The organism is Arthrobacter sp. B2060 (assembly GCF_059090445.1).
The window spans coordinates 155,963-170,504 of record NZ_JBNHFR010000003.1 but is presented as its reverse complement, the minus strand read 5'-3'; the positions used below and the strand labels follow the sequence as shown (position 1 = coordinate 170,504).

The window sequence follows — 14,542 nt, the reverse complement described above, 5'->3', positions numbered from 1 at the left end:
GTTACTTCTGTGTCTGCGACAGTCGTGTCCAAAACTCTTCCAATCCTTTTTGTACACGGTCGACGTCTTCCGGCGTCCCCATGAGTTCGAAACGGTATAGATGGGGAACACCGCACTTGGCGGCGATGATGTCCCCCGCCATGCAGTAGTTGTCCCCGAAGTTCGTGTTCCCCGCCCCGATGACGCCCCTGAGCAGGCGGCGGTTCTGCGGGTTGTTCAGGAACCGGATGACCTGCTTGGGCACGGAGCCCTCGCCCCCGGTTCCGCCATACGTCGGCACCACCAGCACATATGGCTCGGAGGCAGTGAGTGGCTGGTCCTTCGGATACAGCGGAATCCGTGCGGCATCCGTGCCCAGCTTGTCGATGAAGCGCCTGGTGTTCTCGGAGGCCGAAGAAAAATAGATGAGGTGACTGTGCGTCCGCTCATCGGGCGTCTGCTCCTCAGGCGTCCACTCACCAGGTGTCTGCTCACCGGCTGTCCGGTCCATCGGCGTCGTGTTGTCAGCCTGCGCTGCAACCGGCGCATCGGCAAAAGCCGGCGCGGCCATGGGAGTCACCTCACCTACTGGTATTCATTGGCCGGAACGGCATTCGGCCCTGGTGCAGGCCTTCGGGCTTGCGTAGCCTAGGCCACCGAAGCAGCGGCGCTCAGCGCCAGCTCTTCGATCTTGTCCGGACGGAAGCCGGACCAGTGGTCCTGGTCCGTGACGACAACCGGAGCCTGCATGTACCCCAGTGACTTCAGGCGCTCAAGGGCGTCCGCGTCTTGGGAGATGTCCACGCTCTGGTAGGTGATGCCTTTCTTGTCCAGCGCGCGGTAGGTTGCGTTGCACTGAACACAGGCCGGCTTCGTGTAAACCGTAACGGTCATGGTCCCTGTCCCCTTTGTTGAAGTCACTGCTTCTGTACTCCTGAAGACTCTGCTTAAAGTCTCTGCGTCTAATTTCACCGATGCGGTGGAGACCCTGCCTGGAACTGCAGCCAACCCAGAACCCTACTGCCCGGTACTGGCTTTCCCGGTCTCCCGCTCAATCTGTATGTCGATACTACATGTAGTGCAAGGTCCCCAGCGGAACCCCTAGATGATGTATTACAAGTATGTCATTTAATGCACTTTTAATCCACAGGCGGGGGTCCCCAAAATGTCCGGATTTCCGGCATTTTCGCGGACGAAATCCACACCCTGTGGAGTAGTTAGACACATTTAAAGCCCAGCGTGTCGCGCGGAAGACGGCGTGTCGCACCTTCCCGGAGCGGCCCGCAGACGTGGCCCGGGACACGAAGAAGGGGCCCGGAAGCATGCTTCGGAACCCCTTCATGTGATTAAGGAAACGTGGCTACAGCTGCGCCTCCCGGCGGTCCAGCACGATCTGCTGCACGTCCAGGTAGCCGGACTGGAAACCGGCCCGGGAGTAGCAGAGGTAGAACAGCCACATCCGCTGGAAGACCTCATCGAATCCGAGTTCCCGCACCTCGCCCGCCCGCTCAATAAATCGTTCCTCCCAGAGCCGCAGCGTGGCCGCGTAGTGGTCGCCCATCCCCCGCCGTTCCCGGACCCGGAGCGTGGTGTGCTGCTCGGTGACACTTTCGATCGCCCGCACCGAAGGGAGGAAACCTCCCGGAAAGATGTACTTGTGCACCCAGGTGTAGGCATTCCGGGTGGCGAGCATCCGGCCGTGCGGCATGGTGATGGCCTGGATGGCCACCCTGCCGCCGGGCGCCAGCACCCTGTCGATGGTCTGGAAGTAGATGGCCCAGTACTCATAGCCCACCGCCTCGATCATCTCGACGGACACGACGGCGTCGTACTCCCCTTCCACGGCGCGGTAGTCCTGCAGCGCTACCGTGACCCGGTCCGAGTAACCCGCATCCTGAATCCGCTGCCGCGCCAGCGCCTGCTGCTCACTGGACAGCGTGACCGTGTAGACGGTGGCACCGCGGGCCGCTGCGCGCAGGGCGAGCTCGCCCCAGCCCGTGCCGATCTCCAGCACCCGCGTCCCTGCTCCCACTCCGGCCTTGTCCAGCAGCCTGTCGATCTTGGCCTGCTGCGCCGCCGTGAGCCCCTCCCAGCCGACGTCCGGCAGCGGACCGGCGCCTTGCGGAAACAGCGCGGAGGAGTAGCTCATGGTGGTGTCCAGGAAGGTGGCGAAGAGCTCGTTGGACAGGTCGTAGTGCCGCGAGATGTTGCCGCGCGTGTTCTGCTCCGTGTTGCGCTCCTGCCGCGGTGCGCGGGGCAGGTACAGGCTGCGCAGCTTCTGCAGCGGCACCGGGATCAGCGTCTCCACCGAGGAGGCGAAGACCTCGAGCACGCCGGCCAGGTCGGACGCCTCCCAGTCCCCCGCCATAAACGACTCCCCCAGGCCGATCAGGCCGTTGCCGCCGATGCGGGCGTCGAAATGGTCCGGCCTGATCATCGTCATCACCGGCGACCCCGCGTCCCCGGCACCCAGCAGGGACCCGTCAGGGTATTCCACGCGCAGCGGCAGCCGCCGGGCGGCACCCCTGAACAGCGCACCGGCGGCTTTCCCCGCCAAGGCGGCTTTCGCTCCGGCAGGTGGATGCGCGACGCCGGGCCATACGTCGGCGTCGATGGCAGCCGGAGCCGGCGGGATACGGAGCGGACCGGCCGGGCTTCCCTGGTACGTCGGATCTGTCAGAGTCATGAGACTGTCTCCTGTGGGGCGTGGTGGGGGCGGTTGACGACGGGCAGTCCGCGGGCCCAAAGCTTGATTCCCTGCCAGTGGATCTGGGCGACCAGACGCAGCGGCGCCAGCGGAACGTCGAGCGCCGCGGCGAGAATACTGCGGGGCGTGGCCGCCGTGCAGATGCCGGTCATGGTGGCCGTGAATGGCTTCCGCCCGGGCCGGTCGAGCACTACCGCGACGGCCAGTCGGCCGCCGGGTTCCGGCAGAGTCATCCGGTAGATGCCGTCCACTTCGTTGAAGGGCGACACATAGAATTCCTTGTCGGTGCGCGCGCGTCCGGCATCATCTGTGGCCAGCAGGTAGCAGTGCCGCTCCCCGTAGGTGTTGTGCACTTCGGCAATGACCGCGCGCAGGCCGCCGTCGGCACCGTGGCACCAGAACAGGCTGATGGGGTTGAAGACATGGCCAAGGACCCTGGCGTTCGCCAGCATGGTGACCTTTCCGCCGTCGGGCTCCAGCCCGTTGACGGCGAGGAAGCGGTCCACGTTCGCCCGGATGCTGGCCTTGGGATCGCCCAGGTGGTCCTTCGCGTGAAAGGTTGCAAGGGGCCGCAGCCACCATGGCAGCCGGGGCAGTTCATCGAGGTCCACGTACCAGCTGTAGCTGCGGTAGGTGAAGGCGTTCGCCAGCGGGTCCCGCCGCACGTGGCGGATGCTGGTGCGGTAAAGGGCCGCCGTCACGGCGCAAGCACCGCCGGCTGCCCGGCGTCCATCATCTGCTGCCCGGCGGCGGGGGCTTCCCACTCCCTGCCCAGCTGTGCGGCCGCGCGGACACCCGACGCTGCCCCGTCCTCGTGGAATCCCCAGCCGTGGTAGGCGCCGGCGAACGCCAGCCGGGAATCGCCGAGCTCCCCCAGCCGGGCCTGCGCGGCCACGGAATCCGGCGTGTACTGGGGGTGCTCATAGACGAGCTCCTGCAGCACTGTGCCGGGTTCGATGAGCTCGGATGCGCCCAGGCTGACGATGTAGCTGCCGCCGTCCTCGGGTCGGAGGCGCTGGAGACGGGTCAGGTCGTAGCTGACGAGCACGTGGCCCGGGCGCGCCCCGCAGGATGGCAGCCGGTAGTTCCAGGAAGCCCGGGCTGCCTCGCTGCGCGGCAGCACCGCGGGGTCGCGGTGGAACTTGATGTGGTTCACGGAGTACGGCATGGCGCCCAGCACGCGGATCTCGTCCGGCGTGGGATCGGCGATCATGGCCAGTGCCTCGCGCGGGTGTGCGGCGATGACGGCGGCGTCGAACTCCTCGGTGCCGTCCGCCGTCGTGATCCGGACCCCTGCGGCTGCGCGCCGCACGGCAAGCACGGGACTGTTGAGGCGGAGTTCCTGTAGGCCGTCCAGCACGCGGTCAACATAGCTCCGGGATCCCCCTTTTACCGTCTTCCACTGCGGGGAGCCCTTGATGCCGAGCATGCCGTGGTGGTCCAGGAAGGTAAAGAGATAGCGCGCAGGGTACGACAGTGCGGTGGTCGGGTCACAGGACCAGACGGCGCTGACCACCGGAGCCATGAAATGGGCTGTGAAGTACCCACTGAACTTTTCCCGCTCCAAAAACTTTCCCAGGGTTTCCTCCCCGCCCGCCTCCGGTCCGGCGGCCAGCAGTGCCCGTGCCCTGCGCCAGAACTTCAGGATTTCGGCCAGCATCCTCAGGTACCGCGGCCGCAAGAGGTTGGCAGGGCGGGCAAAGACGCCGGCGGCGCCCTTGGCTCCCGCGTATTCCAGGCCGCAGCCGTCGCACCGGATGCTCATGGTCATGTCGGAGTCCTGGGTCTCGACGCCCAGCTCCCCGAAGAGCCTGATGAGGTTGGGGTAGGTGCGGTTGTTGTGCACGATGAACCCGGTGTCGACGGCCAGCGTCCCCGATGCCTGCGGGATGTCATGCGTGTGGGCGTGGCCTCCGGCCCTGGCGTCCGCCTCGAACAGTGTCACGTGATCACGCCGGCTCAGAATGTGCGCGGCGGTCAGGCCAGCCACTCCGCTGCCGACGACGGCGACCCGCCGGTGTCCGTCTCCAGTCGCCGCTGGGCTCGATGACATTCCTTGCTCCTCTGCTGGACAGTTGCCGCTGCTTGATTACTCACGGGCTATTCGGAACAGGAGAGAGCACGGATGGGTACTGCTGTTTTCCTGCGGCTGAGCAGCGGGAGTAATGTGGGCTGGTGGTCAATCCCGTACATCTCAGGACCCTGCTGGAAGTGACCAGGCTGGGGTCGTTTGCGGCCGCTGCGAGCCGGCTGGGCTACACGGCCTCCGCCGTGTCCCAGCAGATGTCGGCGCTGGAGCGCGACACTGGCGTCCATCTGTTCCAGCGGTCGGCGCGGAGCGTGGTGCCCACAGATGCCGCAGTGGTGATGGCCCGCCATGCGGCCAAGGTACTGACGGACATCGAGGCCCTGATGGCCGCCGCGTCAAAGACTCAGGACGCCACCAGCCAGGAGCTGAGGCTGGGCATCTTCCCCAGCCTCGCCACCTATGTCCTGCCGAAAATTCTGAAGAACCCGGCCTGGAAGGACCTGGGCATCGACCTTCGGGTTTCCGTGGCGGAGCCGGCCCAGACCATCCAGGGGCTCCGCACCGGCGGAGACGTGGACGTGGCTCTGGTGTACCAGGTGGGCCAGTCAGGGCTCGCCTGGCCGCACACGATCAACCGGCAGTGGATCGGCGACGACAATTTCCGCGTGGTCCTGCCCAGCGGCTGGGGTTTCCGCTCCGAGGCGAAGGTGGCTGCGGACCATCTTTCGGACATGCCCTGGATCGTGCACCACCCCGGCACGAGCGACGCCACCGTGATCGAGCGGCTGTTTGCCAGCTGCAACCTCCATCCCCGCGTTGTGGCGTACAGCGACGACTTTCACGCCAGTCTGGAGATGGCCGCTGCGGGGCTGGGCGCCGCACTGGTACCCGAGCTTGCGTTGCTGCACCGGCCGTCCGGAGTCGTGGTGCTGGATGTGCCGGAGATCAGGCTGGCCCGCAACGTCTTTGCGCTGCTGATCAACGAGAAGAAGACAGCCCGCGTACAGCTCTTCGTGGACCTGCTGGCTGACACGTTCGGCAGTCTGGGGTCTTCAGATAAATAATCGCCGAAGCTGGAATGAGCCGCTTTTCGGGTCTATGTTGAAGATATGACCAAGGTAGCGAGCCAGCACTTCGGAGTAATCGAGCTCAACCACGGCCGGGACCGTAACATCGCCACGGAACATGAGCTTGCCGGACAGCGCCTTGAGCTGGATCTGAACATCAACGCGCACGACCACTTCGATGAAGCAGCAATGCACAAGGTGGACTACCGGCTGCGTTACCTACCCGAGCTCGTGGACGAGGTCCGCGAAATGATCGCTGAAGAGCTGGAGCAGGAAGGCACCAGCCCGCAGGAGTATCTCCGCTTCCACTGCAACGCCATCAAGGACGAGCACCTGCAGAAGGTCTTTGGCGTCAAGGACAAGAGCCAGCTGACGAACGCTGTGTTCCTGAAGGCCCTGAAGCTGGGCCATGTGGGCATCTACCCCGGCCAGCCCGAACGCTACTTTGTCATGGATTTCACCCTCGGCGAGCACTTCACCGATGAGGTGCTCGTGGCCTCCGCGGACGAAGACGGCGTCGTGGACGACGAAATCCTCTGGGAGTCGTGAGGATTCGACGGTTTCAACCACCGGAGCATTAAACGCCGACGGCGGGCGGTCACCCTAAGGTGGCCGCCCGCCGTCGCGTCTCAAGCTCGATCAGCGGCTACATTCTTATTTTGCGCTTTCCAGCAGTTCTGCGCGAACCGTCTTGGTGGCCTTGACGAGGTTACGCAGAGACTCTTCGGTCTCGGTGTAGCCGCGGGTCTTCAGGCCGCAGTCCGGGTTGACCCAGAGCTGGCGGGTCGGGACGTGCTTGACGGCAGTGCTGAGCAGCTCGGTGACTTCCTGCTCGCCCGGAACGCGCGGCGAGTGGATGTCGTAGACGCCCGGGCCAACGCCGCGGCCGAAGCCGTGTGACTCGAGGTCGTGGACAACCTCCATGCGCGAGCGGGCCGCCTCGATCGACGTCACGTCGGCGTCCAGTCCGTCGATGGCGTCGATGATGGCGCCAAACTCGGAGTAGCACAGGTGCGTGTGGATCTGGGTTTCGTCAGCAACGCCGGCGGTGGACAGGCGGAAGGAGTTCACCGACCAGTCCAGGTACGCGGGCTGGTCCGCCTTGCGCAGCGGCAGGAGTTCGCGCAGTGCGGGCTCGTCCACCTGGATGATCTTGATGCCGGCAGCCTCGAGGTCGGCGATCTCGTCCCGCAGCGCCAGGGCAACCTGGTTGGCGGTCTCGCCCAGCGGCTGGTCGTCGCGGACGAAGGACCAGGCGAGGATGGTGACCGGGCCGGTGAGCATGCCCTTCATCGGCTTGTTGGTGAGGGACTGGGCGTACTTGGCCCATTCCACCGTGATGGGGGCACTGCGGGTGACGTCGCCCCAGAGGATGGAGGGACGGGTGCAGCGCGAGCCGTAGGACTGGACCCAGCCGTGGACGGTGACGTCGAACCCTTCGAGGTTCTCCGCGAAGTACTGGACCATGTCGTTGCGCTCGGGCTCGCCGTGCACGAGGACGTCGAAGCCGAGCTCTTCCTGGAGCTCCACAACGCGCTTGATCTCGTCCTTCATGAGCTGCTCGTACTGCTCAGTGGTGAGGGCGCCCTTGTTGGCGCGGGCACGGGCGGTGCGGATCTCGGACGTCTGCGGGAACGAGCCGATGGTCGTGGTCGGCAGCGGCGGCAGGGCAAGGGCCGTCTCCTGGGCGGCTTCACGGACCGAGTACTCGGAGCGGTTGAAGTCGGCGGAGGTCAGGGCGGCGGTGCGGGCCCGGACGTCGGCGCGCTGCACACCCTCTGCGGCGGCGCGGGACGCGATGATCCGCGTGGCCTCGTCGATGGCCGGCTGCACGGCGGCTGCGTCGGTCAGCAGACCTGCCAGGGTGACGACCTCGACGGTCTTCTGGTCGGCAAATGCCAGCCAGCTGCGAAGCTGCTCGGACAGCTGAATCTCTTCCTCGACGTCGTGCGGGACGTGCTGGGTGGAGGTGGAGGTGCTGATGGCCAGCTTGGCGACAGACTTCTGAAGTTCGGCGATCTTGTCCGCCGACGCCTGCAGGTCGTTGCGCCAGATGTTGTGGCCGTCAACGACGCCGGCAACGAGGGTCTTCTCGCCCAGGGCGGCCAGAGCCGCGGCGGAGGGAACAGCACCCTTGAAGACGTCGATGTGCAGGGCGTCGATGTTGGTGGCGGCGAGGGTGCCGAGCTGGCCGTTCAGCGCGCCGTAGGGCGTGGAGACGAACAGCTGCGGGCGCTGGGCAACGGCCGAGAGCACCTCGTAGGAGCGGGCAACGGCTGCCTGGATCTCTTGGGCCGGGGTGTCCTGGTCAACCACCAGGGCGGGCTCGTCGAGCTGGACCCAGCTGGCGCCGGCGGCGGCCAGCTTCTCGAGCAGCGCGGTGTAGACCGGGAGGACGTCCTCAAGGCGGGACAGCGGGCTGAAGCCTGCCGGGGCGTCGTCGGAAGCCTTGCTCAGGAGCAGGAAGGTGACCGGGCCCACGATGTACGGGCGGGTCTCCACACCGTTGGCGAGGGCGTATTCGAATTCCTCAACGATCCGGTTGGAGGTCAGCGCGAAGTTGGTCTCCGGGCCGATCTCCGGTACGAGGTAGTGGTAGTTGGTGTCGAACCACTTTGTCATCTCCAGCGGCTGCTGTGCCTTGTTGCCGCGGGCCAGGGTGAAGTAGCCGTCGATGTCCAGCTGTCCCTCACCATTGAGGAGGTTGCCGAAACGGGCGGGAACGGCGCCGAGGTGGGCTGCGGCGTCGAGCACCTGGTCGTAGAAGGAGAAGGTGCCGGGAACGGCGGCAGCCTCGGTCAGGCCCAGGCCCTGCAGGCGCTTCGCGGTGCCCAGTTGGATTTCCTTGGCGGCCGCGTCGAGGGCGGCGGCGTCGATCTTGCCGGCCCAGTAGGCTTCGATGGCCTTCTTCAGTTCGCGGCGGCGGCCGATGCGGGGGTAGCCCAGGATCGAGGCGGACGGGAACGCGGTGTTCTGTTCAGTCATGTGAGATTCCTTGAATGGTTGAGAAAGTGTGAGGGGCGTGGTTGCCTGCCGCGCAAGGTCAGCTGACCGTGTTGTCAGCTGGCTATGCTGTCAGCTGGCCGGGTTGTCAACTGGCCGTGTTGTCAGCTGGCCAGTTGCCGGCGGGCGAGCGCGTTGAGGCGGCTGGCGGAGCGTGTGGGCCTCGCAAGAGACAGCTTGTCGAGGACGTCCATCGCACTCTGGTGTTCATTGAACGTGTACAGGTGGAGCCCGGGGGCTCCGGCATCCAGGGCGGCGTTGGCCAGATCCACGGTGGCGCCGACGCCGATGCGGCGCCGCTCGGCGTCGGAGTCTGCAGCGGCAAGCCGTTCGATGAGTTCCGGGGCGGGCTGAACACCGGTGAGCTCGCCGAGGCGCTTCAGCCGCCGCAGGCTCGTGAGCGGCATGACGCCCGGAATGATCGGGATGGTGACGCCGGCGCGGCGCGCCCTCGTGATGAGGTCCGCGTACTGCTCGGTGCGGAAGAACACCTGGGTGATGGCGAAGTCCGCTCCGGAGCGCTGCTTGGCCAGCAGCACCTCGACGTCGTGCGCCTCACTCGGGGATTCCGGATGCCGGGTGGGATACGCGGCCACGCCAACAGCAACCTTGCCGGCGCACAGCAGCGCGGAACGGCGCTGCTCAACGCGGCGGATGAGCTCGATCAGGTCCTGGGCGTAGCGGAGCGAACCGCTGACCGGCTCTCCCTGGTCCTTGGGCTGGTCGCCGCGGAGGGCGAGGATGCCGCGGACTCCGGCATCCAGGAGCTCCCCGATGATCTCGGCAAGTTCCGCCGGCGTGTTTCCCACGCAGGTCAGGTGGGCCAGCGGCCGGAGTGTGGTTTCCAGGACGAGCCGGTTGATGAGTTCGACGGCGGTGTCCCGGTTGGAGCCGCTGGCACCGTATGTGACGGAGACATAGTCGGGGTCAGTGGTCTCGAGCTCGCGGATGGTGGTCCAGAGTGTCTCTGCGGCCGCGGGAGAGCGCGGCGGGAAGAGCTCGTAGGACAGCGCCACCGGGGCGGCGTCGGAAAGATTTGGATGTGTCTCAATAAGGCTGGGTGGTGACATTTGCGTCCTTGGCTATGGGCCATTGAAGGCGGAACTGCCGTGGCGTGAACCCGTGCAGTGAGCGGTCAATGAATTGAGTTTGGGGAACACGGAACCAACTTCGGCAGGGCGCAGCCGCGACTGTTACGCCTGAATAAAAGCTGTCCGTGAGCAAATGTCAGGCCCACATGGGGGCACCCACATCCTCCTTGGCGGCTGCCTGGCGGCGTATCCGCAGCGGAGGATCGCTGACACGTTACCTCGGTAACTTGTATAGAACTCTAGGAGCCGTGCTGGGCACCGTTCAAGTCGGGCATCGAATTAAGACGCATTCTTACGCCTTCTTGACAGTCCGCCACAGAATTTTCTTCGCCGGCAGCCACCCGGGAGCCCTCCCTTTGGGGCAGGAACAGGTCTATTCTTTTGCCATGATCCAGCTACCAGCCAGCTACCAGGAATATCTTGCCGACAAGGACCCGAGCTTCGTTGACATGGTCCGGCCTGTCCTCTTGCAGTCCGCAGCTGACCAGCTCCATGGCGTCCGCGTGCTGTATGTCCCGCGAGGCCACCAGGCACACCTTGATGACACCATTCCCTACGGAACGATCGTCGAGGACATCGACTGACTCAACCCTCCAGCAGCAGCCGCTGGGCGCGTGGCGCAAGCGTGTGCTCCAGGACCAGGCAGGCAGCTCCCACGGCACCGACGTCTTCCCCCACCCCGGTTCCCACCACCTCGATGGCGTGGATGTTCCGGGCGTCGCTGTTTTCCCTGATCAGATCGGGGACTTGGTCCAGGTAGCGCTTTGACAGTGGACCCCAGAACGGTCCGCCGAATACAACGCGGTCAACGTCGAGCGTGTTGGCCACCACGGCCGCCGCCCGCGCCACCAGGACGGCGGATTTGTCGATGATGGCGGCTGCTGCCTCGTTTCCTGCGTCGGCAGCTTGGCACAGCAGGGCGAACCCTTCCTGCACGGCCGGTCCGTTGGACAGCGGGGCGGCCTCGTCCAGGACTCCGGCGGCATGGGCTTCAGCCACCAGGACCTTGGGAATGCACGATGACTTGACGCAACCCCGCAGGCCGCAGTCACAGAGCGGGCCGTCCGGGTCAACGATGATGTGGCCGATTTCGCCGGCGTTGCCCGATGAACCGCGCACAACCTCGTCGTTGAGCACGATGCCGCAGCCAATGCCGGTGCCCATGTACATGAAGACGAAGCTCCCGGTACCGCTGGGCCCGCCAGCCCAGGTTTCCGCGACGGCGGCGCTGGTGACGTCTTTGTCCATCAGGACTGACATGCCCGTGGCGTCCGCGAGGGCGTCACGGAGCGGAACGCGGTGCCAGCCGTTCAGCAGCGGAGGCTCCACCACGGTTCCGTTGTCATGGTCGATCGGTCCCGGCGCCGCAACGCCCAGGCCGGCGATCTTGTCTTGGTCCACGCCGGAGGCCTGGATCAGCTGTTCGATCTCGCCGGCGATGGCGGCAATGACAGCGTCCGGGCCGCCGTCCGCGGGGGTTTTGATTTGCGAATGCTGGACCACCGCACCCACGAGGTCCAGCAGCACAAACGTTGCGACGGCGGGGTCCAGGTGCACGCCCACGGCGTACATCCCCGACGGGTTGAGGCGGAGAATCGTTCGGGGTTTTCCCGGCCCGCTCCCCTCCTTTCCCGCCTCAATGATGAGGTTCTGGTCCAGCAGTCGGCGGGAGATGTTTGAGATGGTCTGCGGGGACAGACCGACGATCTGCGCCAGTTCGACGCGGCTCAGGCCTCCGGACGAGCGCCGGATCGCATCCAGGATGACAGTCAGATTGAAGTCACCCATGCGGGGCAAGTTTGTTCCGCGCCTCGGTGAGGGCTGGCGGATCTCGGTCAAGGAATCCCCTAAGCATCGTCGGTGGTCCACTATCGATGTCTGAATCGTACGTTACCTGCCGGTATACGGGTATGTCCCACGCGCGAATGCGGGAGGCCCGTTGCCGGTGCCAACGGCGGGGCCTAGCCGGCCTGCCCCTTGACACTGAGAGCCACCGTGAATTTCGGATTTCGGCCCTTGATGCGAGTGGGGCCTACAAGCCGTTCGAGAGCCGGAATGTACCGAAGGTGGCTGTTGAAGACAGTCCAGAGCTCACCGCCCGGAGCCAGGACGCGGCCCGCGGCCTCGAACATTTTGATGCCGGCGCCCGCATGCACGCTCGCGCCAAGGTGGAAGGGCGGGTTCAGCAGGATGAGGTCAGCGCTGCCGGCCGGGAGGGAAGCCATGGCGTCCTCCTGCAGCACCGTAATCTGCCCGCCCAGGCCGTTCGCGCTTGCCGTGGCCGCTGCGGACGCTGCGGCGGACGCTGACTGGTCAGTGGCGATGACTGCCGACGCGGGGTGTGCCCGGGCGTACATGGCTGCCAGGACTCCGGTGCCACAGCCCAGATCCACGGCGGTGGCGGCCTCGGGCATATCAGGGAGGAAGCGCAACAGGAAACGTGTTCCGATGTCCAGCTTGGTGCCGGCGAAAACGGCGCCGTGGGCACAGATATCCAGATCGAGCTCCGTATTGTGCTCAGTCACGGGATACGGTGGTGGCGGCTGCACGGCTCTGGCGCGCGAGGCCACGAGGACCCGGGATTTTTGGCGCGCCAGCTGGGGCTGGACGGATTCAAAGTACCGCCCCAGCACGGCGTTCATGCCCAAGGACATATGCTTCACGCGGCCACCGGCCAGGACCACCGCCCCTGCAGACGCGTACCGCGCCACGGCGGCGCTGATTTCCTCGAGTTCGGCGAGGGTCTTGGGAAGCTGCATCAGGACGAGGTCCGCACCGGCCAAAAGCCCTTCCCCCAAGGGGAGCTGCTCAAAGCCGGCATCAACGCCGAGTGCCGCCGCGTTGTTCCGAAGGGCCCGTTCGCCGGTGATGAGATCCTGGTGCACGCGGATCCGGGCCGGCACCCGGGGCGCATTCCCCGAGAGCAGGGCGAGCGTGAGGGCCCCGTAGCGGTCTCCGATGACGGCTACGTCGCTCTCCGGCGTCAGCAGTTCGGCGGCCGTGTCAAGCAGGAGTACGTCTGTGGCATCCCATGCCTGCAGGTTCGCCGCCTCCACGTCGGGGTATCTCCGGAGCATGCCCAGAACATGCCCTAAATTGTTCTCCGTCACGTACCGCTGCCGCCTGTTCGTCGCTGCCTGCCTCCGCCCACCGGACAAACAATGCAGACCCGGTGGAGAACGCAAAAGGGCCGCCCCATGGGACGACCCTTTCTTGTTCTTGGTGGAGCTGAGGGGACTCGAACCCCTGACCCCCTGCATGCCATGCAGGTGCGCTACCAGCTGCGCCACAGCCCCGAACTGTTGCTGCTGCCGGTCTTTGTGTTTCCCGGAAGCAACCTGAATAGCGTAATGCACAATCTCCCGGAAGCGAAATCGAGGAACGCCGCCGCCGGCTAACGCTTCGCTCGGGCTCACGCCGAGACGGAAGCTGCAGTCTTGATCCGAACATGCGGGAACACTTTAACGGCCTTGAGGTCGCCACGGGAGCATTCAAGGAGCCGGGCAGCAGCGTCGCGGCTCTTTGTAGACCCAGGAGGACTGCGGTGGCCGACGATCAGGACCTACCCCCGTTGGACGGCGCCGTGCTGCGGTCCCTGGCAGACGAGGCGGGACGAGCGGTGGCCCAAGCGTTTTTCGAGGAGTACCTGCAGCTGCTGCCTGTCCGTGCGGCCGCGATCCTGCGTGGCCTGGCAAGCGAAGAGCCGGCGTCGGCCGTGGAGCCGCTAGTGAGCCTGAGGGTGACGTCGGCCATGGCCGGGGGCCTGAGGCTCGAAGAATACTGCCAGAAGCTTGAGCAAGCGGTGAAGCGCGGACACAGGCCGGATCCCGTGGCCGTGAAGGCGGTCCTGTTCGCGAACATACGGCTGCTGGTGCGTGAGGCCACGCGCCAGGGCTATTTGCCCAGCCGGCGTCCAGGAGGTCCGGTGCAGTAGGCCAGCCTACTCCTGCCCTGCGCGCAGCCTCCGTAGTGAGTGGCAACAAAAAACCGCTGGAACCAGAGCTAAGCCCGGTTCCAGCGGTTGGTGGTGGAGCTGAGGGGACTCGAACCCCTGACCCCCTGCATGCCATGCAGGTGCGCTACCAGCTGCGCCACAGCCCCAATTTTCGCCGCTTCGACGCCTTCGGCTTTCGCCTGCCGGCCCGTCCTACTGTGTGGATCGATCTGTCCTGATCGCTCCGAAGCAACTCAAATATCTTAGAACAGCGTTTCCGAAAATTCCAAATCGGGCATATTCGGCGCTGTTCCGCGCCGGCTACTCGGAGTCGGAGCCTGCGGCGGCCTTGGCCGAGGTGTCATCGCCGAGCTGCAGATCCACGACGGGGCAGTCCTTCCAAAGCCGCTCGAGGGCGTAGAAGACGCGGTCTTCCTCATGCTGTACGTGGATCACCACGTCGGAGTAGTCCAGCAGTACCCAGCGTCCCGCTGACCGTCCTTCGCGACGCACCGGACGGAGGTCCTGCTTGATGAGCTCTTCTTCGATCCCGTCAACGATGGCGTTGACCTGGCGTTCGCTGGGGGCGGAGGCGATGAGGAAGACGTCCGCCAAGGCCAGGCGTTCGCTGACGTCGAGAGCCACGATGTCCTGGGCAATCTTGTCCGCCGCAGCCCTCGCTGCGTGTCGGGCTGTGGCGATGGATGAATCAGATGCAGTCACGGGACTCCT

14 protein-coding genes and 2 tRNA genes are annotated in these 14,542 nt (G+C 65.5%); 4 read left to right on the top strand and 12 right to left on the bottom strand.

Features of this window, described 5'->3' with window-relative positions; all coding sequences use genetic code 11:
• Nucleotide 1: 1 nt before the first annotated feature.
• The 5 genes from nrdI to AC5RUM_RS07555 all read right to left on the bottom strand — a co-directional run bounded on the left by nrdI (nt 2) and on the right by AC5RUM_RS07555 (nt 4,739).
• The gene (gene nrdI / locus AC5RUM_RS07575) at nt 2–550 is read right to left on the bottom strand and encodes a class Ib ribonucleoside-diphosphate reductase assembly flavoprotein NrdI (protein ID WP_494034358.1); all 549 of its coding nucleotides are present in this window, start codon (nt 548–550) and stop codon (nt 2–4) included.
• Nucleotides 551–627: 77 nt separating this feature from the next.
• Complete coding sequence (nrdH, locus tag AC5RUM_RS07570) at nt 628–873, bottom strand: glutaredoxin-like protein NrdH (RefSeq protein WP_056625338.1); 246 nt, start codon at nt 871–873, stop codon at nt 628–630.
• 466 nt (nt 874–1,339) lie between these two features.
• Nucleotides 1,340–2,665, bottom strand: coding sequence for a class I SAM-dependent methyltransferase (locus tag AC5RUM_RS07565; RefSeq protein ID WP_494034357.1), 1,326 nt, complete (start codon nt 2,663–2,665; stop codon nt 1,340–1,342).
• Nucleotides 2,662–3,387 (bottom strand): DUF1365 domain-containing protein, encoded by a 726-nt coding sequence (locus tag AC5RUM_RS07560; protein WP_494034356.1) that lies wholly within the window; start codon nt 3,385–3,387, stop codon nt 2,662–2,664. The genes AC5RUM_RS07565 and AC5RUM_RS07560 overlap by 4 nt, the downstream gene beginning before the upstream one ends.
• A complete protein-coding gene (locus AC5RUM_RS07555) occupies nt 3,384–4,739 on the bottom strand; it encodes an NAD(P)/FAD-dependent oxidoreductase (protein WP_494034355.1) in 1,356 nt (451 codons plus the stop codon). Before AC5RUM_RS07555 ends, AC5RUM_RS07560 begins: the two co-directional genes overlap by 4 nt.
• A 122-nt stretch (nt 4,740–4,861) precedes the next feature.
• Between AC5RUM_RS07555 and AC5RUM_RS07550 the strand changes: the two genes are divergently transcribed.
• Both AC5RUM_RS07550 and AC5RUM_RS07545 read left to right on the top strand, forming a co-directional pair.
• Nucleotides 4,862–5,779, top strand: a complete 918-nt coding sequence (locus AC5RUM_RS07550; RefSeq protein WP_494034354.1) for a LysR family transcriptional regulator — start codon at nt 4,862–4,864, stop codon at nt 5,777–5,779.
• A 45-nt stretch (nt 5,780–5,824) separates the two neighbouring features.
• Nucleotides 5,825–6,331, top strand: coding sequence for a DUF2004 domain-containing protein (locus tag AC5RUM_RS07545; protein WP_494034353.1), 507 nt, complete (start codon nt 5,825–5,827; stop codon nt 6,329–6,331).
• 105 nt (nt 6,332–6,436) lie between these two features.
• On the opposite strand, the gene metE is transcribed toward AC5RUM_RS07545, so the two are convergent.
• Nucleotides 6,437–8,767, bottom strand: a complete 2,331-nt coding sequence (gene metE, locus AC5RUM_RS07540; RefSeq protein WP_494034352.1) for a 5-methyltetrahydropteroyltriglutamate--homocysteine S-methyltransferase — start codon at nt 8,765–8,767, stop codon at nt 6,437–6,439.
• 122 nt (nt 8,768–8,889) lie between these two features.
• Nucleotides 8,890–9,855 carry a methylenetetrahydrofolate reductase gene (locus tag AC5RUM_RS07535; protein ID WP_494034351.1) on the bottom strand — a complete coding sequence of 322 codons (966 nt, stop codon included), beginning with the start codon at nt 9,853–9,855 and terminating at the stop codon, nt 8,890–8,892.
• A 407-nt stretch (nt 9,856–10,262) separates the two neighbouring features.
• Here AC5RUM_RS07535 and AC5RUM_RS07530 point away from each other — a divergent pair, with 407 nt between their 5' ends.
• Nucleotides 10,263–10,460 (top strand): hypothetical protein, encoded by a 198-nt coding sequence (locus AC5RUM_RS07530; protein ID WP_494034350.1) that lies wholly within the window; start codon nt 10,263–10,265, stop codon nt 10,458–10,460.
• Between the two features lies 1 nt (nt 10,461).
• Here the strand turns inward: AC5RUM_RS07530 and AC5RUM_RS07525 are convergent, their stop codons facing one another.
• The 3 genes from AC5RUM_RS07525 to AC5RUM_RS07515 all read right to left on the bottom strand — a co-directional run bounded on the left by AC5RUM_RS07525 (nt 10,462) and on the right by AC5RUM_RS07515 (nt 13,172).
• On the bottom strand, nt 10,462–11,664 hold the full coding sequence (locus AC5RUM_RS07525) for an ROK family transcriptional regulator (RefSeq protein ID WP_494034349.1): 1,203 nt from the start codon (nt 11,662–11,664) through the stop codon (nt 10,462–10,464).
• A 173-nt stretch (nt 11,665–11,837) separates the two neighbouring features.
• A complete protein-coding gene (locus tag AC5RUM_RS07520) occupies nt 11,838–12,986 on the bottom strand; it encodes a class I SAM-dependent methyltransferase (protein WP_494034348.1) in 1,149 nt (382 codons plus the stop codon).
• A 110-nt stretch (nt 12,987–13,096) separates the two neighbouring features.
• Nucleotides 13,097–13,172, bottom strand: a tRNA-Ala gene (locus tag AC5RUM_RS07515).
• A 152-nt stretch (nt 13,173–13,324) separates the two neighbouring features.
• Between AC5RUM_RS07515 and AC5RUM_RS07510 the strand changes: the two genes are divergently transcribed.
• Complete coding sequence (locus AC5RUM_RS07510; protein WP_494034347.1) at nt 13,325–13,810, top strand: hypothetical protein; 486 nt, start codon at nt 13,325–13,327, stop codon at nt 13,808–13,810.
• A 91-nt stretch (nt 13,811–13,901) separates the two neighbouring features.
• Here the strand turns inward: AC5RUM_RS07510 and AC5RUM_RS07505 are convergent.
• Nucleotides 13,902–13,977, bottom strand: a tRNA-Ala gene (locus AC5RUM_RS07505).
• 154 nt (nt 13,978–14,131) lie between these two features.
• Nucleotides 14,132–14,533, bottom strand: coding sequence for a ribosome silencing factor (gene rsfS / locus AC5RUM_RS07500; protein WP_205654029.1), 402 nt, complete (start codon nt 14,531–14,533; stop codon nt 14,132–14,134).
• Between the last annotated feature and the right edge of the window lie 9 nt (nt 14,534–14,542).

Coding starts and splice junctions, on each gene's coding strand:
- AC5RUM_RS07565 (WP_494034357.1), bottom strand. CDS start 2,665: ATGACTCTGACAGATCCGACGTACCAGGGAAGCCCGGCCGGTCCGCTC.
- nrdH (WP_056625338.1), bottom strand. CDS start 873: ATGACCGTTACGGTTTACACGAAGCCGGCCTGTGTTCAGTGCAACGCA.
- AC5RUM_RS07555 (WP_494034355.1), bottom strand. CDS start 4,739: ATGTCATCGAGCCCAGCGGCGACTGGAGACGGACACCGGCGGGTCGCC.
- AC5RUM_RS07535 (WP_494034351.1), bottom strand. CDS start 9,855: ATGTCACCACCCAGCCTTATTGAGACACATCCAAATCTTTCCGACGCC.
- metE (WP_494034352.1), bottom strand. CDS start 8,767: ATGACTGAACAGAACACCGCGTTCCCGTCCGCCTCGATCCTGGGCTAC.
- AC5RUM_RS07510 (WP_494034347.1), top strand. CDS start 13,325: ATGCGGGAACACTTTAACGGCCTTGAGGTCGCCACGGGAGCATTCAAG.
- AC5RUM_RS07545 (WP_494034353.1), top strand. CDS start 5,825: ATGACCAAGGTAGCGAGCCAGCACTTCGGAGTAATCGAGCTCAACCAC.
- nrdI (WP_494034358.1), bottom strand. CDS start 550: ATGGCCGCGCCGGCTTTTGCCGATGCGCCGGTTGCAGCGCAGGCTGAC.
- AC5RUM_RS07525 (WP_494034349.1), bottom strand. CDS start 11,664: ATGGGTGACTTCAATCTGACTGTCATCCTGGATGCGATCCGGCGCTCG.
- AC5RUM_RS07530 (WP_494034350.1), top strand. CDS start 10,263: ATGATCCAGCTACCAGCCAGCTACCAGGAATATCTTGCCGACAAGGAC.